Origin of the sequence: Streptomyces sp. NPDC055243, from assembly GCF_044544025.1 — a bacterium.
Lineage (GTDB): Bacteria > Actinomycetota > Actinomycetes > Streptomycetales > Streptomycetaceae > Streptomyces.
The window spans coordinates 108,928-127,699 of the sequence record NZ_JBITWR010000022.1 but is presented as its reverse complement, the minus strand read 5'-3'; the positions used below and the strand labels follow the sequence as shown (position 1 = coordinate 127,699).

At 72.8% G+C, this 18,772-nt stretch carries 16 protein-coding genes; 7 read left to right on the top strand and 9 right to left on the bottom strand.

The window, feature by feature from the left end:
* Nucleotides 1-16: 16 nt before the first annotated feature.
* The gene (locus ACIGXX_RS39815; RefSeq protein ID WP_399983435.1) at nt 17-583 is read right to left on the bottom strand and encodes a GNAT family N-acetyltransferase; all 567 of its coding nucleotides are present in this window, start codon (nt 581-583) and stop codon (nt 17-19) included.
* Between the two features lie 93 nt (nt 584-676).
* Here ACIGXX_RS39815 and ACIGXX_RS39810 point away from each other — a divergent pair, with 93 nt between their 5' ends.
* From ACIGXX_RS39810 to ACIGXX_RS39785, 6 genes are all read left to right on the top strand, one after another.
* Nucleotides 677-1,069: a VOC family protein gene (locus ACIGXX_RS39810; RefSeq protein ID WP_383825264.1), complete on the top strand. Its 393-nt coding sequence runs from the start codon at nt 677-679 to the stop codon at nt 1,067-1,069.
* A gap of 140 nt (nt 1,070-1,209) precedes the next feature.
* Entirely contained in the window at nt 1,210-1,827 is a 618-nt protein-coding gene (locus ACIGXX_RS39805; RefSeq protein WP_399983430.1) for a TetR family transcriptional regulator, read from the top strand.
* A complete protein-coding gene (locus ACIGXX_RS39800; protein ID WP_351171567.1) occupies nt 1,824-2,639 on the top strand; it encodes an MBL fold metallo-hydrolase in 816 nt (271 codons plus the stop codon). The genes ACIGXX_RS39805 and ACIGXX_RS39800 overlap by 4 nt, the downstream gene beginning before the upstream one ends.
* 133 nt (nt 2,640-2,772) lie before the next feature.
* On the top strand, nt 2,773-4,161 hold the full coding sequence (locus tag ACIGXX_RS39795; protein WP_399983426.1) for an NAD(P)/FAD-dependent oxidoreductase: 1,389 nt from the start codon (nt 2,773-2,775) through the stop codon (nt 4,159-4,161).
* A gap of 429 nt (nt 4,162-4,590) precedes the next feature.
* Entirely contained in the window at nt 4,591-6,171 is a 1,581-nt protein-coding gene (locus tag ACIGXX_RS39790; RefSeq protein ID WP_399983423.1) for a hydantoinase/oxoprolinase N-terminal domain-containing protein, read from the top strand.
* On the top strand, nt 6,164-7,240 hold the full coding sequence (locus tag ACIGXX_RS39785) for a DUF917 domain-containing protein (protein WP_399983421.1): 1,077 nt from the start codon (nt 6,164-6,166) through the stop codon (nt 7,238-7,240). Before ACIGXX_RS39790 ends, ACIGXX_RS39785 begins: the two co-directional genes overlap by 8 nt.
* On the opposite strand, the gene ACIGXX_RS39780 is transcribed toward ACIGXX_RS39785, so the two are convergent.
* From ACIGXX_RS39780 to ACIGXX_RS39755, 6 genes are all read right to left on the bottom strand, one after another.
* Nucleotides 7,213-9,567 carry a penicillin acylase family protein gene (locus tag ACIGXX_RS39780; protein WP_399983418.1) on the bottom strand — a complete coding sequence of 785 codons (2,355 nt, stop codon included), beginning with the start codon at nt 9,565-9,567 and terminating at the stop codon, nt 7,213-7,215. The genes ACIGXX_RS39785 and ACIGXX_RS39780 overlap by 28 nt on opposite strands.
* Nucleotides 9,564-11,108 carry a sodium:solute symporter family protein gene (locus ACIGXX_RS39775; protein WP_351171582.1) on the bottom strand — a complete coding sequence of 515 codons (1,545 nt, stop codon included), beginning with the start codon at nt 11,106-11,108 and terminating at the stop codon, nt 9,564-9,566. The genes ACIGXX_RS39780 and ACIGXX_RS39775 overlap by 4 nt, the downstream gene beginning before the upstream one ends.
* Nucleotides 11,105-11,473: a DUF3311 domain-containing protein gene (locus ACIGXX_RS39770; protein WP_399983414.1), complete on the bottom strand. Its 369-nt coding sequence runs from the start codon at nt 11,471-11,473 to the stop codon at nt 11,105-11,107. The genes ACIGXX_RS39775 and ACIGXX_RS39770 overlap by 4 nt, the downstream gene beginning before the upstream one ends.
* A gap of 109 nt (nt 11,474-11,582) precedes the next feature.
* Nucleotides 11,583-12,377, bottom strand: coding sequence for an SDR family oxidoreductase (locus ACIGXX_RS39765; RefSeq protein WP_351171588.1), 795 nt, complete (start codon nt 12,375-12,377; stop codon nt 11,583-11,585).
* Nucleotides 12,378-12,574: 197 nt separating this feature from the next.
* On the bottom strand, nt 12,575-14,038 hold the full coding sequence (locus ACIGXX_RS39760) for an aldehyde dehydrogenase family protein (protein WP_399983410.1): 1,464 nt from the start codon (nt 14,036-14,038) through the stop codon (nt 12,575-12,577).
* Complete coding sequence (locus ACIGXX_RS39755; RefSeq protein ID WP_399983407.1) at nt 14,035-15,342, bottom strand: M20 family metallopeptidase; 1,308 nt, start codon at nt 15,340-15,342, stop codon at nt 14,035-14,037. Before ACIGXX_RS39755 ends, ACIGXX_RS39760 begins: the two co-directional genes overlap by 4 nt.
* 159 nt (nt 15,343-15,501) lie before the next feature.
* Between ACIGXX_RS39755 and ACIGXX_RS39750 the strand changes: the two genes are divergently transcribed.
* Nucleotides 15,502-16,278: a FadR/GntR family transcriptional regulator gene (locus tag ACIGXX_RS39750; protein WP_361471554.1), complete on the top strand. Its 777-nt coding sequence runs from the start codon at nt 15,502-15,504 to the stop codon at nt 16,276-16,278.
* A gap of 70 nt (nt 16,279-16,348) precedes the next feature.
* Here the strand turns inward: ACIGXX_RS39750 and ACIGXX_RS39745 are convergent, their stop codons facing one another.
* Nucleotides 16,349-17,026, bottom strand: a complete 678-nt coding sequence (locus ACIGXX_RS39745) for a MarR family winged helix-turn-helix transcriptional regulator (protein ID WP_399983402.1) — start codon at nt 17,024-17,026, stop codon at nt 16,349-16,351.
* Between the two features lie 37 nt (nt 17,027-17,063).
* On the bottom strand, nt 17,064-18,740 hold the full coding sequence (locus ACIGXX_RS39740; RefSeq protein ID WP_399983398.1) for an FUSC family protein: 1,677 nt from the start codon (nt 18,738-18,740) through the stop codon (nt 17,064-17,066).
* Nucleotides 18,741-18,772 lie beyond the last annotated feature (32 nt).

The window sequence follows — 18,772 nt, the reverse complement described above, 5'->3', positions numbered from 1 at the left end:
GTGAGGAAGCCCCCGCTCAGCCGAGGGGCTTGTCCGGCAGTTCCTTGACCAGCAGCTCGAACTCCAGGTCGTCCCGCTGCGGGATGCCGAACCGCTCGTCGCCGTACGGGAAGGGAGTCATCTTTCCCGTACGGCGGTAGCCGCGCCGCTCGTACCAGGCGATGAGGTCGTCGCGTACGGAGATCACGGTCATGTGCACCTCCTTCGCGCCCCACGCCTCCTGGACGGTCCGCTCGGCCTCCGCCATGATCACCTTGCCGAGGCCCGCGCCCTGGAGCGCGGGGCTCACCGCGAACATCCCGAAGTAGGCGTGCTCGCCGCGGTGTTCCAGCTGGCAGCAGGCCACGACCTCCCCGTCGCGCTCCACGGTGAGCAGCTTGCCGGCGGGCGACTTGATGACGTCGACGACGCCCTGCGGGTCGGTCCGCTGCCCCTCCAGGATGTCCGCCTCCGTGGTCCAGCCGGCGCGGCTGGAGTCACCGCGGTACGCCGACTCGATGAGCGCGACGAGTACGTCGACGTCCGCGTCGGTGGCATCCCGGAAGGTGAGGTCGCTCGTGCTGGGGCGCGGGGCGGTGTCCATGGGGCGGGTTCTCCGATCTCTCTGGCCCACCGCTGTCGGGCGCGGCGTGGGCGAGGCAGCGTCGAGCGTATCCCCCCACTAAGGTGCGGCTGCATGGTGCATGTACTGAGCAGCAGGATCCTTCTCCGCCCCACCGACCCCGAGCGCTCCCGCGCGTTCTACGGCGAGGCGCTGGGCCTCTCCGTCTACCGCGAGTTCGGCACGGGCCCCGAACGCGGCACGGTCTACTTCCTGGGCGGCGGCTTCCTCGAGGTCTCCGGCCGCTCGGACACCTCACCGGCACCGGGCCTCCAACTGTGGCTACAGGTGGCGGACGCACGGGCGGCGCACGCGGAGTGCGTGGCGCGGGGCGTGGAGGTGGTCCGTGAGCCACTGAAGGAGCCCTGGGGCCTGGTCGAGATGTGGATCACGGACCCGGACGGCGTCAAGATCGTCGTCGTCGAGGTACCGGAGGACCATCCGATCCGGTACCGGCCCGGGATCTGAGGACGGCAGGCGTTCGCCCCTCCTGCGCCTACCTGCGCCTACCTGCGCCTACCTGCGCCTACCTGCGCCTACCTGCGCCTACCTGCGCCTACCACCCTGACCTCTTGTTATCTCTAGACCGGTCGGTCTATTGTCCGTGTGTGACCAAGACACGCAGTGACACCCGCGCCCGCATCCTGCGCACCGCCGCCGAGCTGTTCCAGCGGCAGGGCTATGGCGCGACGGGGCTCAATCAGGTGCTTGCGGAGAGTGGCGCTCCCAAGGGGTCGTTGTACTTTCACTTTCCGCAGGGCAAGGAGCAGTTGGCCGCCGAGGCCGTGGCGCTCGCCGGGGGTGAGATGGGGGTGCGCATGGCCTCCGTCGTGGGGGCCGCGGGCGGGGCCCGGGAGGCCGTTGTCGGGGTGGGTGAGTTGCTTGCCGAAGGGCTGCGGGGCTCCGACTTCCGGGACGGGTGTCCCGTTGCCACCGTCGCGCTGGAGCAGGCCGGGGGCGAGGGGCCCATTTCTGAGGTGTGCCACGTCACCTACGCGTCGTGGGTGCTGGGGTTCGCCGAGGCCTTGCGGGGATGGGGAGCCGCCGATGACGAAGCCGACGAGCTCGCCGAGCTCGTGATGTCCTCCTTGCAGGGGGCCCTCCTTCTCGCTCAGGTGCGGCGCGACACCTCTGTCCTTTCGACGGTCTCCCGGCGCGTCGCCGCGGTCGTCGTGCAGAGCCTCGAGCAGCAGAGCCTCGAGCAGGAGACAGGAGCGCAGTCGTGAAGGTTCGTCATCTCAACTGCGGGTCCATGCTGAAGATCGAGGCCACCTACGACGGGCCGCCGCCCTTGAACGCCGTGTGTCATTGCCTGCTGGTGGAGACCGACACGGATGGGCTCGTACTCGTCGAGAGCGGGCTCGGGCGAGGGGATGTGCGGCGCCCCCTCGCATCCCTCGATCCGGAGTGGGCCGAACTTGCCGCCCCGGAGCTGGACTTCGCCGAGACCGCGCTCTCTCAGGTCGAGCGGCTGGGCTACGCCGCCTCCGACGTGCGGCACATCGCACTCACGCACCTGGACGTGGATCACAGCGGCGGTCTTCCCGATTTCCCCGAGGCGCGGGTGCACCTCATGGCCGCCGAACTCGACGCGGCGCTCACCGAGGCGCCCAGCCGTCGCTATCGGCCCGCGCACTGGGCCCATGGCCCGCGCTGGGAGACGTACGAGGAGAACGCGGGCGAGGAGTGGGCCGGATTCGCCGGGGCCCGCCCCCTGGCCGGGCTCGGCGAGGACTTCCTGATCGTGCCGCTCGGCGGGCACAGCGCCGGGCACGCCGCCGTGGCCGTACGGGGTGATCGCGGGCGGTGGCTGGTGCATGCCGGGGACGCGTACTTCTACCACCGGGAGATCGCGCGCCAGGAGCCGCACTCGCACCCCCTGATGGACATCATCCAGCTGGACGCCCAGGTGGACGCCGAGCTGCGGGTCGCCAATCAGGAGCGGCTGCGGGAGGTGGCTACCCGTTCGGACGAGTTCACCGTGCTCAACGCGCACGACCCGTGGGACTATCTGCGGCTCGCCGGGGCAGGCGGCTGATTCGACGGTTCGGCGGTAGTCGTCCGGCGGATCGGGGTACTCGGGTGCCTCGCCCGGCGCATCCGAGGTGCGCCGGGCCACCCCTCGTCGGAGGATTGACCGGACCCCTCGCCCAACCCTGGAGCGATCTCTTATGCAACGTCCCCGGATTCTGATCATCGGCGGTGGCTTCGCCGGTATGGAGTGCGCGCACAAGCTGGAGCGAACGCTCAAGGCGCAGGACGCCGAACTGCGGCTGATCAGCCCGCAGGACCACCAGCTGTATCTCCCCCTGCTCCCCCACGTCGCGTCGGGCGTGCTGACCCCGCAGGCGGTCGCGGTGCCGCTGCGCCGCATGCTGCGCCGTACGGCGATCGTGCCGGGCGGGGCCATCGGTGTGGACCCGCACGCGAAGGCCGTGATCGTACGGAAGATCAACGGCGAGGAGGTCGTGGAGCGTTACGACTACCTCGTGCTTACCCCGGGCAGCGTGACCCGGCAGTTCGACATCCCCGGTGTCGACCGGCACGCCGTGGGCGTGAAGACGCTGGCCGAGGCCGCCTGGATCCGTGACCACGTGATCTCGCAGCTCGACCTGGCCGCGGCGAGCTCGGACCGCGCCGAGCGGGAGGCCCGGCTGCAGTTCGTGGTCGTCGGCGGCGGGTACGCGGGCACGGAGACGGCGGCCTACCTGCAGCGCCTGACGAGCGCCGCCGTCAAGCGCTACCCGGGGCTCGACGCGTCGCAGATCAAGTGGCATCTGGTCGACGTGGCGCCGAAGTTGATGCCCGAACTGGGTGACCGGCTCGGCGAGAAGGCCCTGGCCATCGTGCAGCGGCGTGGCATCCACGTGTCGCTCGGGGTCACCGTGGACAAGGCCACCGAGAACACCGTCACGCTGACCGACGGGCGCACGCTGCCCTGCCACACGCTGATCTGGACCGCCGGTGTCGCGCCGAGCCCGCTCATCGCCACTCTCGGCGCCGAGACCAACCGGGGCCGCCTGGTCGTCGACCCGGAGCTGACGGTGCCCGGCCTGGACGGCGTGTTCGCGCTCGGTGACGCGGCGGCCGTCCCCGACCTCGTCAAGGGCGGCGACGCGATCTGCCCGCCGACCGCGCAGCACGCGATGCGCCAGGGATGGGCGGCCGCCAAGAACGTCACCGCGGCCCTGCGGGGCGCTCCGCTGACCCCCTACCGGCACAAGGACATGGGCCTGGTCGTCGACCTCGGCGGCATCCAGGCCGTATCGAAGCCGATGGGTGTGCAGTTGACCGGTCTGCCCGCCCAGATCGTGGCGCGGGGCTATCACTTGGGCGCGCTGCGCACCGTCACCGCACGCTTCCGCACGGCCGCGAACTGGGGGCTCAACGCCCTCGCCGGCGACGACTACGTACGGACCGGGTTCCAGACCCAACGCCCCGCCACCCTCGCCGACTTCGAGATGACGGACGCCTACCTCTCGGCGGAGGAGATCCACGCGCGGATGACGGCTGAGGTGGCGGGGCGCTCGATGGCCCCTGAGAAGCCGCTGCTCCCCTAGGCAAGCAGTTCCCCTGGGCCGCAGGGGCCCTTATCCATAGGGCCGCCCCTATCCATAGAGCCAGTACGAGGGCCAGTACGGACCGGAAGCCGGTGCTCGCAAGCAGCGAGCGCCGGCTTCCGCGCTGGAGCACCACCTCAGGAACGCGCGCACGCCGGGGCGACCGTTTCCTCCCTGGTCGTGCGGCCCGGCGGCGGCTACCAGTGGTGGGTAGGTGCCGCTCTCAACTTCCCCGGGGCCTGGCCGCGTCGACGTAAATAGCCGACGTGCACGGCTCCGGAAGGCCGTTGCCGGCGTCTGAGGGTCGATGCCGCCGTCGGACGGCCGATGGACGCCCCTCCAAGGCTCCGTCTCGCCGTCCGGTTGATCACGGTGAGCGTCACATCCGTACTACGCATCACCCGTCGCCACACGAAGGACTCCGCCACTATGCGTATCGGCATCGATGTCGGTGGGACCAACACCGACGCCGCCCTGCTCGGGCCCGACGACCGCGTGCTCGCGGCCGTCAAGTCCCCGACCACTCCCGACATCACCTCCGGTGTCACCTCCGCGATCCGGGCGCTCGCACCGCCCGTCGAATCCGTCACCGCCGTGATGATCGGCACCACCCACTTCCTCAACGCACTCGTCGAGGGCGCCCGGCTCACTCCCGTGGCGGCCGTACGCCTCGGTCTGCCCGCCACCGCCGCCCTGCCGCCCATGGCGGACTGGCCCACGCGGCAGCGGACCGCCGTCGGCGGCCACGGCTATCTCTGCCACGGCGGGCGGGAGTTCGACGGGCGGCCGTTGTCGCCGCTCGACCCCGAGGAGCTCAAACGCACGGCCGCCGACATCGCCGCGCGCGGGCTCACCTCCGTCGCCGTGTCGTCGGTGTTCTCGCCCGTCGCGGAGGCCGACGAGCGGCTCGCCGTGGAGATCCTGCGGGCGGAGCTGGGCGAGGGCGTGCACTTCTCGCTCTCGCACGATCTCGGCCGGGTCGGGCTGCTCGCGCGCGAGAACGCCACGATCATCAACGCGTCGCTGCGCGATCTGGCCACCGTCATCGTCGAGTCGTTCGGTAAGGCACTGGCCGAGATGTCGATCACGGCGCCGTTCTTCCTGTCGCAGAACGACGGCACGCTGATGGACGTCGACTTCGCGCGCACCTGTCCCGTGGCGACGTTCGCGTCCGGGCCGACCAACTCGATGCGGGGCGCGGCCTTCCTGTCCGGGATCGGGGACTGCGCGGTCGTCGACGTGGGCGGCACGACGGCCGACGTCGGCATCCTGGCCGAAGGCTTTCCGCGCGAAGCCGCGGGCGAGAGCGAAGTCGCGGGAATCCGCACCAACTTCCGTATCCCTGACGTCCTTTCGTTCGGCATCGGCGGCGGGTCCTGGGTGTCGAGCGAGGGCGAGACGGGGCCGCGGTCGGTCGGCTATCTGCTCACGCGGGAGGCGCTCGTCTTCGGCGGCACGCGGCTCACGGCGACGGACCTCGCGGTGGCCGCGGGCCGGGCGGACATCGGCGACAGCACCCAGGTCGCCCATCTGGAGCGGGAGTTCACCGAACGTGCCCTGGACCGCATCGCCGAGCGGATCGCCGAGGCCGTCGACCGGATGCGGACCTCGGCGGCTGCGCTGCCGGTGGTCGCCGTCGGCGGCGGCTCCATCCTCGTCCCCGAACGACTGCCCGGCTTCGCCGATGTGCGCAGCCCGGAGCACTTCGACGTGGCCAACGCGGTGGGCGCGGCGATCGCGCAGGTGGGCGGCGAGGTCGACCGGGTCTTCCGGGTCCCCGAGGGCCGCAGGGACGCGGTGCTCGCCGGGGCCCGCGAGGATGCCGTCGGGCGGGCGCTGGATGCCGGGGCGCGCCCCGGCAGCGTACGTGTCGTCGACATCGAGGAGGTTCCGCTCGCCTATCTGCCCGGCGGGGCGACACGCATCCGCGTCAAGGCGGTGGGCGATCTCGACCTGGGGCGTTTACCCGGTGCCGCGCGGACCGGCGCCGGGACGATCCCCGATGCGTGAGATCACCCTCGACAACCTCGACGACATCGCCCGGGGCGCCGGCATCCTCGGCACGGGCGGCGGGGGCGATCCCTACATCGGCAAACTGCTCGCCCGCGAGGCGATCCGCGCGCACGGTCCCGTACGGGTCGTCGGCATCGACGAGGTCGAGGCGGACGCGACCGTCGTCCCCATCTCCGGCATGGGCGCGCCCACCGTCCTGCTGGAGCGCGTGCCCAACGGCAGAGAGGACCTGGCCGCGCTGCGCGCCCTGGAGAGACACCTCGGGCGCCGGGCCACGCACCTCACGCCCCTGGAGGTCGGCGGGGTCAACTCGATGCTGCCGATCGCGTGTGCCGCGCGGGCCGGCCTTCCCCTCGTGGACGGGGACGCGATGGGGCGGGCGTTCCCCGAGGCGCAGATGGTGCTGCCGGGCCTGGCCGGGATCTCCAACTCTCCGATGGCGCTGGCCGACACCACGGGCAACACGGTCATCGTCGAGGCCGTCGACAATCACGCGGCCGAGCGGATCGCGCGTGCGGTGTGCGTGGAGCTCGGCTGCCAGATCAGCTGCGCGGACACAGTGCTGCGCGGCGATCAGCTCGCCGACGGCCTGGTCCCGGCGACGCTGACGCTCGCCCGGCGGCTCGGCGCCGTGGTGCGCGAGGCGCGCGCCGCGCACGGCGATCCGGTGGCGGCGGCGCGGGAGACGCTGGCCGGCATCGCCCTCATGACGGGCAAGGTGGTCGACGTGGTCCGTCACACGGAAGGCGGCTTCGCGCGCGGTCACGCCCGCGTCGAGGGGACGCGGGGCGACACCGGGCGGGTGCTCGAACTCGGCTTCCAGAACGAGCACTTGCTCGCCACGCGCGACGGGCTGACCGTGGCGACCACGCCTGATCTGATCTGTGTACTGGACAGCGCGACCGGCGACCCGGTGACCACGGAGGGCCTGCGCTACGGCCTGCGCGTCAGCGTCATCGCCGCCCGCTGCGACCCACGCTGGATCACTCCGGGCGGCCTCGCGCTGGCCGGTCCGCGCTACTTCGGGTACGAGGTGGACTACCTGCCCTTCGGTTCGGCCGCCTGATCGTCGCGACTGTCCTGAGCAGCCTGAGCCGCCGCGGTGGACGGCCGCAGTGTGATCGTCCGCCGCGTGTGCTTCTCCACCGCCTCGCGGGAGTAGAGCAGCGGGAAGGCCCCGTCGGCGGCCCAGCTCGCGAACAGGTCGTCGTAGTGCGGGCTGCCCGGCACGCCGGACTGCCCCGGCGAGTTCATCGCCACGGAGTCGTCCCAGGAGCCGACGTCCACGACGAGACGGAAGGTGGCCCCCGCGGTCTGCCGGAACCCGGCCCCGTAGGCGGCGGCTCCCACGGTGTCCCCGCTGCCGCCGCGCGGAACGGGCCCTACGGAGGCCCACTCCGGGGCGGGCCCGTCGAGCAGCGCGGCGATGGGGTGGTGGGGGTGGGCGTGGTGCAGGGCGCCCCAGGACCAGGCGGCCGGGTCGGCGCCCAGGAGGCCGGTGAGTTCCTCGACGGCCGCGGCGAGCGTGCCGAGCAGCAGCGCGGGATCGGGGTCGGCGTCCAGGAGCTCCAGATCGACGCGGGCGTCCGCCGCCGCGTCCTCGGCGGGCAGGACCCGCGCCAGGGCCCGCGCACGCTGCTCCTCGCCCACGATCCCGTCCAGGGCCCGTGCCAGGAGGGCGGGGCGCAGGTGGCGCCGGTACCAGACCTCGAAGAGGGCGGCGGCCGGGGATTCGACGGTGAGGCGGGTGTCCCAGTCGCGGAGGAGGGCGAGGGCGGCGGCGACCGCCCCCTGGCCGTCGCCCAGTCCCGCGAGCAGTTGCCGCACCCGGCGCCCCGGCAGGCTCACGTAGTCCGTCTGCAGTTGTACGCAGTCCTGGACCGTCCAGTGCGCGTGCGCGCTCAGCTCCTCCGTGATGCGGTCGTGGCGGGTCGGTGCGTACCAGTCGTACGTCACCGTCTTCTCCGCGTTCGGATACGCGCGCGGCAGGTTCAGCTGGTTGGCCGTGGCGAACCAGCCCTGGGCCGGGTCGCGCGCCGAGGGGAGTTCCTCCACGTCCAGGAAGCCGTCCCATTCGTAGCGGCCGTCGCCCGGCACCGGGAGCGTGCCGTCCCAGTTGGGGCGGACGGGGACGCGGCCCGCGGGGCGCCAGCCGATGGTGCCGTCGGGGGAGGCGTAGACCTGGTTCTCGCCGGGGGCTCCCCAGTGGCGCATCGCCGCCACGAACGCGTCGGGGCTCGCCGCCCGCATGTAGTCCATGCTGCCCAGGTAGGGGGCCATGCCCGGGCCGAGCCAGGCCGCGCGGACCGCGAACGCGGCGTTGCGCTCGGGGAGTTCGCGGATGACCGGGCCGTGGCGGGTGAACCACAGGTCGGCCGGGATCTCGTCGCCGTCGCGCACCGGGATCGGTTCGATGACGCGCGTCATCGGCTCCCAGCGGTCCTGGTACCAGTACTCGTGGGGGTTCTCCGGGTTCGTGCGGTAGACGTACAGGTCCTCCTGGTCGATCGGGAAGATCGTCAGGCCGAAGGCGACGTGGCCGTTGTGGCCGATGGAGATGCCGGGCAGGGCCGGTTCGCCCGCTCCGACGGCGTCGATGCCCGGCGCCGAGAGATGCGTGAGGTAGCGCAGCGCGGGCAGGGCGATCCCGCGGTGCGGGTCGTTGGCCAGGAGGGGGCGTCCTGTGGCGGTGCGGGACGGGGCGATGACCCAGTTGTTGGAGCCGTCCAGGCCCTGGCGGGGCGCCGCGCCCGCCGCCCACGGGGGCGTGGTGGCCATCTCGTACACGCGCAGGACGTCGGCCGGGATGACGGACAGGTCGAGGCCTTCGGGGACGCGCAGCCGGTGCGGGGCGGGCTCGCGGCGGCGGCGCAGCTCCTCGGCCTCGGGTCCGTGGTCGCGCAGGGTGAGGGCGCGGGCGACCTCGTCCCGCAGGTTGTACTGGAGTCCGTGGCTGCGGATGCGGGCCACGTCGGAGGGGTGCCAGTACGCCGGTTCGTACTCCAGCAGGGCGAACTCGGGCGGCAGGTGTGCCGTGTCCGCGCGGCACAGCGCCACGTAGGCGTTGATGCCGTGGACGAAGGCCGTCGTCACCCGTTCCGTGTCGTCCCCGTACGCCCGCCATTCCTCGGCCATGTCGCCCCGGTAGAGGAACAGCCGTGCCGCACGGTCGTGTTCGGCGTACCGCTCCCCCAGCACCTCGGCGAGCAGACCGAGTCCGCGGCGCCGCCACAGGTCCAGCTGGAAGAGGCGGTCGCGGGCGGCGTTGAAGCCCTGGGCCAGGAAGAGGTCGTCCTGCGACGCGGCGTACAGGTGCGGGACGCCCCACTGGTCGATCCGGATCTCCACCGGCTCCTGGAGGCCCGGCACCTCGAAGATGTCGCTGTCCGTCATCGGGGCTCCTTCACGGCGGCCTCCGCCGAACTCTCACCCGGCACGGAGGGGTTGGCGGCGGAGATCGTAGCCGGTCCTGGACCCGGCGCGAACCGGACGACGGCGAGCAGCACGACGAGGTTGGCGGCGAGCGCGATGATGCCGCCGTTCACCCCGTGGTACGGGTCGTTCTCGGTGGCCCACAGCGCGGTCATCACCACGAGCCCGGTGAGCATCCCGGCGACGGCGGCCCTGGCGGTCAGCCGCCGCCAGAACAGGGCGAGGAGCACGACCGGCACGAGCTGCGCCAGGCCCTCGTACGACAGGACGGAGAGCTCCACGAGGGTGTTCGGGTAGAACAAGCTGCCCGCCAGGGCGATCAACCCCGCGATGACGCACACCAGTTGAGAGAGGCGCTTGGTGCGCATGTCGTTCGCGTCGCCGGACTTTCCCGGGGCACGGCGGCGGGCCCGCGGATCGGCGCCGTTGCCGCCACCGAGGATCGTGCGGCCCCACAGCGTGCCGATGGAGAGCATGAAGACGCTCATCGGCACGATCGCCGAGAGGGCGCCCGCGACGCCGATGAGCGCGACGACGGGTGCGGGCAGGGAGTCGGTGACCAGGGCGAACAGGGCCAGGTCGGGGTTACCCAGGGTCGGCATCACGAACAGGGCCGTCGCGCCGACCACCATCGGTACGAACAGGAGAAGTTGGTACCAGGGCAGGAGCAGAGCGTTGCGGCGCAGCGCGTTCGGGCTCTTCGCGCTGAGGTAACCGGCGACGGTGGTCGGGAAGATGGTGATCGTGACGGCGTTGAGCACCACCGTGCTCAGGAACCACATGGCGTTGCGCCCGCCGGACTCGTGCCCGGGGAAGGTCAGCCACTCGGGCTTCTCGGTCACCATGCGCTGCATGAAGTCGCTGAAGCCGCCGAGGTAGTGCATCGGGATGTACACGGCGAGGAACACGACGGCGACGATCACCAGCATGTCCTTGAGCGCGCTCACCCACGCCGAGCCGCGCAGCCCTGACACGAGGATGAACACCTCGGCCACGACGAAGGAGATGACGGCGGCGACCTTCAGGTCGACGCTGCCGTACGTCATCGCGTTCACGACGACGCCCATGCCCTGAATCTGCACCTGGATGTAGGGGACGATGAAGACCGTCGCGACGACGGCCACGAGCATCCCCACCGGCCGCGAGCGGAACCGGAATTCGGCGATGTCCGCGATGGAGATCAGGCCGTGCCGGGACGCGTACGTCCACAGCGCGGGGCCCACGACGTAAGCGACCGCGAAGCCGACGGTCAGATAGGCGACCAGGTAGAGGATGGGCGCGCCGAAGGAGTACGACCATCCCGCGGTGCCGAGGAACGAGAAGCTCGTGTACGTCTCTCCGGCCATCAGCAGCCAGATGAACAGGACGCCGAGTCCGCGGCTGGAGACGGACCACTCGGCCAGGCCCTTGGACCGGCCGCGGGCGCTCCACACGCCGATCCCGATGGTGGCGACCATGGCGAGCCCGAACACGGTGGTGGCGACGGCTGCGTTGCCGTTCATCGGCGGCCTCCTTCGGTGGCGGGGTCTGCGAGGTCGCCGGGGAGGTCGTCGGCCGGGATGGGCTCGACGGCGCCCGTGCGGTACGCGGGGTCGAGCCGGGCGGCGAGCCAGATGACCAGGGGGCTGATCACCGTGGCGGCGATGACCCAGGCCAGGAGGAAGGGGATGCCGAGGATGCGCGGCTCGATGCGGTTGGCCACGAGCGGGGCGGAGCCGTAGAGCAGGACGGGGACGAGGAGCAGCCACAGGGAGGGGCGGGCCACGCCCTTGAGGGTGGGCAGGCCGTCGAGGGGGTTGTCTCGCACGCCGTCTTTCACGCCGTCTGCCGTGCTGTCTTGTTCGCCGTCATCAGCGGTCGGGGGCATGGGGGGACTCCTTGAGGGGCGGCATCAGGGGCGCGCCCGGGGGAACGGAGGGGGAGGTCATGCGGAGGAGGTCATGCGGGGGCATGCGGGGGGCGGTCCCACAGGGGGGTCACACAGAGGGGTCGTAACGGCCGTCCACCGCGGTCCAGCCGCCGTCGACGCTCAGCACGGTTCCGGTGACGAAGGTGGAGGCGTCCGACACCAGATAGGCGACGGCGCCGGCGAGTTCGTCGGCGCGGGCCCACCGCTTGAGCGCGGAGGCCTGGGCGTAGGCATCGAACCATGCGGGGTCGGCGGCGATCTGATCGGTGAGCGGAGTACGGACGACGCCGGGCGCGACCGCGTTGAACCGCACGCCCTGCGGCCCCCATTCTGCCGCCGCCGTCCGCAGCAGCTGGACAAGGCCCGCCTTCGACGCGGCGTAGGGCCCCTGCCCCGGCTCCACCTGGAAGGCGCGCATGGAGGCGAACCCGACCACGCTGCCCCGGCCGCGCTCGGCCATGCCGGGGGCGACGGCCTGGATGAGTGTGAGGTAGGAGCGCAGGTTCAGCGCGATGACGCGGTCGAACTCGTCGAGGCCGTAGTCGGCGATGCGCTTGCGCACGTTGGCCCCGACGGTCACGACGAGCCCGTCGAGCGGTTCCCACGCGGCGACGGCGGCGCGGACGGCGTCGGCGTCGAGGACATCCAGGGGGTGCGGGACGGCGGTGCCGACGCCCTGGCCCGTCCCCTCCCCCACGGCGAGCGCCGCCGTCCGCGCGGCCCCCTCCGTGTCCCGGTCGGCGACGATGACGTGTGCGCCCTGGGCGGCGAGCGCGCGGGCGGCCTCGCGGCCGATGCCGCTCGCGCCGCCCACGACCGCCACGCGGCGGCCGTCGAGCCGGAACAGATTGCCGTAGTCCATGGGGGTGTTGCCTCTCTTGCCGGGGCTCGGGGTCGGGTGTGCTGCGCGTCCGTCGGGTGTGCTGCGTGTCTGCCGGAGGGCTCGCGCCGGGGCCGGGGCGCCGGGCGGGACGGGGCGGCTCCACCCGGCAGAGGGGCGGGTGGAAGAGCCTTGCGCCATGGCCCCGGTCCCGGGTGCTCGCCGTCTCCGGTCCGGGCCTAGGGCCTGACGACCACCATCCGGGTCACCGTCATCTCCTCGATGGCGAACCTGGGGCCCTCGCGTCCGATGCCCGAGTCCTTGACGCCTCCGTAGGGGGCGATGTCGCTGCGGTAGCCGGGGACTTCGTTCACCACGACGCCGCCGACCTCCAGGCGGTCCACGGCCTCCAGGGCGGCCCGCAGGCCGCGGGTGTAGACGGCCGCGTGCAGGCCGTAGCGGCTCGCGTTGACGAGGTCGTACGCCGCGTCCAGGTCCGGCACCGTGCGCAGGCAGACGACCGGGCCGAAGATCTCCTCGTCCCAGGCCGGTTCACCGTCGGGGACCTCCGCGAGCAGGGTCGGGGCGACGCACCGGCCGCCCCCGTCGCGGACTCCCCCGGCCACGAGGCGCGCGCCCGCGGCCCGCGCCCGCTCCACCCAGTCGAGCACCCGCTCCGTCGCCGTCTCGTCGATGAGCGCCGAGACACGGGTCTCGGGGTTGCGGGGGTCGCCGACCACCACGTCCGGCAGCCGGTCCACGAGCCGCTTCTCGAACTCCCCCGCCACCGCGTCCACGACGACGACCCGCTGTACGGAGATGCAGGCCTGGCCCGACGCGTAGAACCCGCCGCGCACCACCGCGTCGGCCGCCGCGTCGAGATCGGCGTCCGCGGCCACGACGAGCGCCGCGTTGGAGCCGAGTTCGAGGACCACCTTGCGGGGCGCCGCGTCCCGCGCGATGCGGTGGCCGACGGCCGCCGAGCCGGTGAAGGAGACCGCCGCGACCTCCGGATGCGTGGTGAGCGTACGGCCGACCTCCGCGTCCCCGGTGACGAGCTGCACCGCTCCGGCGGGCGCACCCGCCGCCACCAGCTGCTCCCGTACGAGGTGGACGAGGCGCAGGGTGGCCAGCGGTGTCGCCGGGGCGGGCTTGACGATCACCGGGCAGCCCGCGGCGAGCGCCGGCGCGATCTTGTGGGAGGCCAGGAGGACCGGGTAGTTGAAGCCCGCGATGCCGACCACGACGCCGACGGGCTTGCGCGTCCAGAAGCCGAAGAGGCCCTCCCCGGATGGCTGGAGGTCCAGCGGCACGGTCTCCCCGTGCAGATGGGCCACCTCGTCCGCGGCGGCCTGCCAGGTGGCCACGGCCCGCCGCATCTCGACCCCGCAGTCGATCCGCGGCTTGCCGGTCTCCAGGACGAGGAGCTCCACGAGATCCGGCTCCGCCTCGGCCAGCGCGGATGCGACCCCGGCGAGCACCTGCCGCCGCACGCCCGCGGTCAGTCTGCCGACGCGCACCCGCACCGCCGCTGCATGCTCGACGGCCCGCTCCGCGAGCTCCTGGTCGCCGACCGGCGCCGCGGCGAACTCCGTCCCGTCGTACGGAAAGTGGACGGGCCGGCTGCCCGGCGCGCTCACCCAGCCGTCCCCCACGGGCAGCCCTTCGGGACACGTCCCGGGAAGGATCGTGGGCCGTGTCATCGCGCACCTCCGGCGGCGCCGTCCAGGAAGGAGCGCGCCGCGGCGGCGTACACCCGCGTGTACTCGACGATCTCGCGCACCTCGACGAACTCGTCCTTCTGGTGCGCGATCCACTTCCCGCCGGGTCCGTAGACCACGGTCGGCAGACCGGCGTCGCGGGTGAGGATGGTGCCGTCGGTGGTTCCGGGCACGGCCCCGAACGGCGGTGCGGCGCCGTGCACTTGGCGGTGTCCGTCGACGAGGGCGGTGACCACGGGGTGGTCGTCGGCGATCTCGATGGCGGGCCGGTCGTCGACGACGGTGAGCGCGACGCCCACCCCCACGCTCCCGGCCGCCTCGACCGCGAACTGCCGCACTTGTTCGATGAGTTCCGCATGATCGGTCCCGGGGATCGTGCGTACGTCGATGCCGACGACCCCGTGGGCGGGGATGACGTTGAGCTGGTCCGGGTCGCCGCCGAGCAGGACGGTCGGCGTGACCGTCACGCTTCCGGCGTGCGGGTGGGTGCCGTACCGCTTCTGGGCCCAGTCCTGCGCGCGGCCGAGCGCCTCGACGACGCGCGCCCCGGCGACGATCGGGCTCTTGGCCTCCTGCGGCATGGCGCCATGGGCCATCACCCCGTCGAGGTCGAGCCGGAGGCGGATGCCGCCACGGGCGGAGGTGCACACCTCGTACCCCTCGGGCTCGCAGACGATGACTCCGTCCACCTCCCGTGCGAGTGGGGTGGCCGCGAACGCCTTCGCGCCGAGCATCAGCCCTTCCTCGTCGCACAGCACGCCGAGGACGACGCGGCCCGGGAAGGGGCCGGCGAGCTGTAGGGCCCGCACCGCGTAGATCATCGCGGCGACGCCCGACTTCATGTCGGCGGAGCCGCGGCCCCAGAGCTTGCCGTCGCGGATCTCGGCGCCGTAGGGATCGACGCTCCAGTCCCCCGGATCTCCCTCCGTGACGACGTCGATGTGCCCCTCGAACATCAGGGTCGGACCGTCACCTCCCCCGCCCTCGATGACGGCGACGGTGTTGGGCCGGCCGGGCGCGACCTCCACCACGTCGTACGTCCAGCCGAACTCGGTGAAGAGCCGGGCGACGAGTTCGGCCGCGGGCCGCTCGACCTCGGTGGCTCCGGCCGCGTTGACGGTACGCAGCCGGACCAGATCCTGGGTGAAGGCGACGACGGCGGCAGCGTCGGCGGCCGTGACCTCGACGGGCGCGCTTGAGCCGGTGCGCGGTGAGCCGGGGTGCCGTGGGCCGGGGTGCCGTGGGCCGGGGTGCCATGAGCTGGTGTGCCCTGAGCTGGTGTGCATGGAACCTCCAAGTCGGCCGACCGCGAGGCCAGTCGACTGGTCAGACCAGTTGAGTTCCCGTACTCTGCCTCCACGTTCACGGCCGGGTCAACCACCAGATCTTGGATTTCCCGCGCCGGTACCGCGTATCAGCTACGTACCGTGGAGGGGGCGGGGCCGATGGCCGCCGACGACGCCGACCTGTTCCGGCCGGTCACACCGGTCCGCGCCTATCAGCGGGTGGCGGAGCAGATCGAGGAGCGCATCCTCAGCGGTGATCTGCCGCCCGGCTCCCGGCTGCCCGCCGAGCGCGAGCTGGTCAACCGCTTCGGCGTGGGCCGCTCCACGGTCCGCGAGGCGCTGCGCGTCCTGCAGTCGGCGGGCCTGATCCGCTCCCGGCCGGGCGACCCGCTGGGCGCCGAGGTGCTCGGCGTGTCGCCCGACAACCTCAGTCAGGCCCTGGGCCGCCTCACCCGCTCCAGCGTGGCCACCCTGGGCGAACTGGTGCAGTTCCGGATGGTGTTGGACGCCGAGAGCAACCGCCTCGCGGCCCGCCTGCACGGCGAGGACGACCTCGCCCGGATGCGCGAGCAGATCACCCGCATGGAATCCCTCAGCGGCGGCGGCCCGGCGTCCCTGCACGCGTTCAGCGAGGCGGACGCGCTCTTCCACCGCGCGATCGCCGAGGCGAGCGGCAATTCTCTGCTCGGCCTGTGCGCACGCGCCGTGCACGAGGCCGTGGTCGAGGTCATCGAGAAGAAGATCGCTGGCGTCACGGACACCACGGCCTGGATGAAGCGCTCCATAGCCCACCACCGCGAGGTCCTGGCGGCAATCACCGCGGGCGACGGGCCGCTGGCCGCGCGCCTGGGGCGCACGGCGCTGCACGAGTACTACGCGGAGCATGTGGAGCCCGAGACGCGGGAGTTGCTCGCGGCGTCCGTCGAGGACCACTGACGGCGTCTCGGCTCAGCCCCGCGACCCCGAGCCCAGCCCCCGAACCCCGCCTCAGCCCCGGAACCCCGCCTCAGCCCCTGAATCCCGGCGAGAGCCCGAGCCGCCCCTCCAGCTGGCTGAGCAACTCACCCAGCAGACCGCTGAGTTGCCCCTGACCGTCCGCGTCGAGCCCCGCGAGGACCACGGTCTCGTAGGCCAGCTGGTCGGGCAGGAGCGAGTCGACCAGATCGCGACCCGTGCCGGTCAGGCTCACGTGCGAGACGCGGCGGTCCCGGGTGTCGGCGCGCCGGGCGACCAGGTCGCGCTCCTGGAGCTGCTTGAGGCGCTTGGTGACGGCGGCCCCCGAGGAGAAGGTCTCGCGCGCCAGTTCGCTGGGGGTCAGTTCATGGCCGGTGCGGCGCAGGGCACCCAAAAGGTCGAACTCCGGGCGGGTCAGGCCGACGCGGCGCAGCGGGGCGTCCTCGGCCTGTTGCAGGAGGGCCGCGCAGCGGTTGATGCGGCCGATGACCTCCATCGGGCCGGTGTCGATGTCCGGCCGCACCGCCTGCCACTGCCGCACGACGGCGGCGACGGTGTCGCGGGGCACGCCCTGAGCACTGCCCGGCGCACCCGCCGCGCCGGTGGCGGCACCACCCCCGGCACCACCCCCGGCCGTACGCGCGGCACCACTCGCGGCGCCGCCCACGGCGCCGTCTCCCGCACGGTCCACGGCGCCCGCCGCCGTGTCCCGTTCGTTCCCGTTCCTCATGCGCCCCTGTCCTCGCCCTTCCGCGTCGCCCGGCCGGTCACACCCGTACGCGCTCACCGTGCCGCATGCCGCGTACCGTCGCCGCGAGCGTACGGTGTCCGGCCTGCTCGGCTGCCATCACCCGCTGCTCGGGCAGGGCACGCTGCCACCATTCGCCCGCCGCCGCGTCATGGGCGGTGCGCAGCTCGACGAGGGCGGCGGTCAGGCCGCGACGCGCCGGGCGCAGGGCGGCTGGGGTGACGAGCGGGGCCGCCAGGGCCTGTTCGGCGTGTGCGCGGGCGCGGTCGGTGGCGTCGATGGCCAGTTCGATGTGGTCGGCGGCGCGACGGTTGGTGACGGCGATCGCCGCGACGATGCCGAGCAGGGCCCCCACGAACGTGTCCACGACCCGGTCGATGATCAGCGCTCCGGGCTGCTGGAACCGCGCGAACTCGGTGACCAGGAGCGCCATCGGCGTGACGCACACGCTGCCCATCCAGTAGTTGCGGCCGATCAGTGCCTCCGCCCCGAAGGCGAGCGCCAGGCAGCAGACGATCAGTGCGGCCTGGCTGAGGTGGGCCAGCGGGACGATCGCGGCGAAGGCGAGCACGCCGACGAGGTTGCCGACCACGCGCTGCACACCCCTGTTCCAGGTGAGCGTGACGTTGGCCTGGTAGAGCGAGGCCGCCGTGACCAGGGCCCAGTAGGGGCGGCCGACGCCGAGTGCCAGCGAGGCGTAGCCCGCGAGCGCGCAGCCGAGGGCCGTGCGCAGCGCGATGGGCAGCAGCGGTGACCCGGGGCCGAGGCGCCGCCACAGGGGGGCCTTCGCGGACCGGGATGCCAACTCGGCTTCCACGCCGAGCAGTTCGTCGTCCGCTTCGGGTCGTACGTCGCCGGGGCGGGGCACCGCGCCGGTGCCCCGCAGGCCTGCCGCCCAGGTGCGCAGTTGGGCGGGGTCGGCATCCGAGGGCGCCGCCAGGGCCTCCTCCGCGCGGATCACCAGGCGCTCCAGGGCGCGGCGCGCCGCCGTGCGGGCGCCGGTGGCGAGCAGGGACCGCCAGGCGGCGTGGACGGCCGCGGCCGCCGCGGTCCTGGCGCGCTCGCGGCCGGGGCCCGCGGCCTCGGCGTACGCCGCCGCCGCGTTCAGGGCCCGCGCGGTGGCCCGGCGCTCGGGGCCGTGCGGGCGCACCAGGGCGGGGGCCATGCCGACCAGCCAGGCGATGGCGCCCGCGCCGAGCGTCAGGGCGAGGTGGCCGGGGACCTGCCCGATGGCCTGCGGCGCGAACAGCGTGGCGGAGCTGATGAACGTGAAGATGAGGTGGCCGGGCGGGCCGATGCGGGTCGCGTCGCAGAGCGTCTTCTGCGCGGCGGCGAGCAGCGCCCCGACGGCCACGAGCACCGCCGCCGATGTGGTGAGCGAGGCGGCGACCATGGCGATGCCGACGCCGGCCAGCATGCCGACGACGACTCCGGCCAGGGCGCGGGCGCGCGCGGCGTAGGGGAGGTTGTGGGTGTAGAGGGCACAGAACGAACCGGCCATCGTGTACATGACGAGGTCGAGGCGGCCGAGCGCGAGGAGCGTCAGATTCGGTATCGCGGAGGCGACGACCACGCTCGACGCGGGCTTGAACCAGATGTCGGACGGCTTGCCCGGACGCAGCACACCGGCGAGCGGGAGTCGGCGGACACGGGAGGGGCCGGACGGGCGGGGCGAGGGGGGTGGTGCACTGCTCATACCAAGAAGCTTAGCAAGTGTTTTACTCGAAA

Excerpts from the sequence above, each read along its gene's own strand:
- ACIGXX_RS39785 (WP_399983421.1), top strand. The coding sequence starts at position 6,164 with ATGCGTGAGATCACCCTCGACAACCTCGACGACATCGCCCGGGGCGCC.
- ACIGXX_RS39780 (WP_399983418.1), bottom strand. The coding sequence starts at position 9,567 with ATGACGGACAGCGACATCTTCGAGGTGCCGGGCCTCCAGGAGCCGGTG.
- ACIGXX_RS39740 (WP_399983398.1), bottom strand. The coding sequence starts at position 18,740 with ATGAGCAGTGCACCACCCCCCTCGCCCCGCCCGTCCGGCCCCTCCCGT.
- ACIGXX_RS39775 (WP_351171582.1), bottom strand. The coding sequence starts at position 11,108 with ATGAACGGCAACGCAGCCGTCGCCACCACCGTGTTCGGGCTCGCCATG.
- ACIGXX_RS39765 (WP_351171588.1), bottom strand. The coding sequence starts at position 12,377 with ATGGACTACGGCAATCTGTTCCGGCTCGACGGCCGCCGCGTGGCGGTC.
- ACIGXX_RS39750 (WP_361471554.1), top strand. The coding sequence starts at position 15,502 with ATGGCCGCCGACGACGCCGACCTGTTCCGGCCGGTCACACCGGTCCGC.
- ACIGXX_RS39815 (WP_399983435.1), bottom strand. The coding sequence starts at position 583 with ATGGACACCGCCCCGCGCCCCAGCACGAGCGACCTCACCTTCCGGGAT.
- ACIGXX_RS39745 (WP_399983402.1), bottom strand. The coding sequence starts at position 17,026 with ATGAGGAACGGGAACGAACGGGACACGGCGGCGGGCGCCGTGGACCGT.
- ACIGXX_RS39770 (WP_399983414.1), bottom strand. The coding sequence starts at position 11,473 with ATGCCCCCGACCGCTGATGACGGCGAACAAGACAGCACGGCAGACGGC.
- ACIGXX_RS39755 (WP_399983407.1), bottom strand. The coding sequence starts at position 15,342 with ATGCACACCAGCTCAGGGCACACCAGCTCATGGCACCCCGGCCCACGG.
- ACIGXX_RS39790 (WP_399983423.1), top strand. The coding sequence starts at position 4,591 with ATGCGTATCGGCATCGATGTCGGTGGGACCAACACCGACGCCGCCCTG.
- ACIGXX_RS39810 (WP_383825264.1), top strand. The coding sequence starts at position 677 with ATGGTGCATGTACTGAGCAGCAGGATCCTTCTCCGCCCCACCGACCCC.
- ACIGXX_RS39795 (WP_399983426.1), top strand. The coding sequence starts at position 2,773 with ATGCAACGTCCCCGGATTCTGATCATCGGCGGTGGCTTCGCCGGTATG.
- ACIGXX_RS39760 (WP_399983410.1), bottom strand. The coding sequence starts at position 14,038 with ATGACACGGCCCACGATCCTTCCCGGGACGTGTCCCGAAGGGCTGCCC.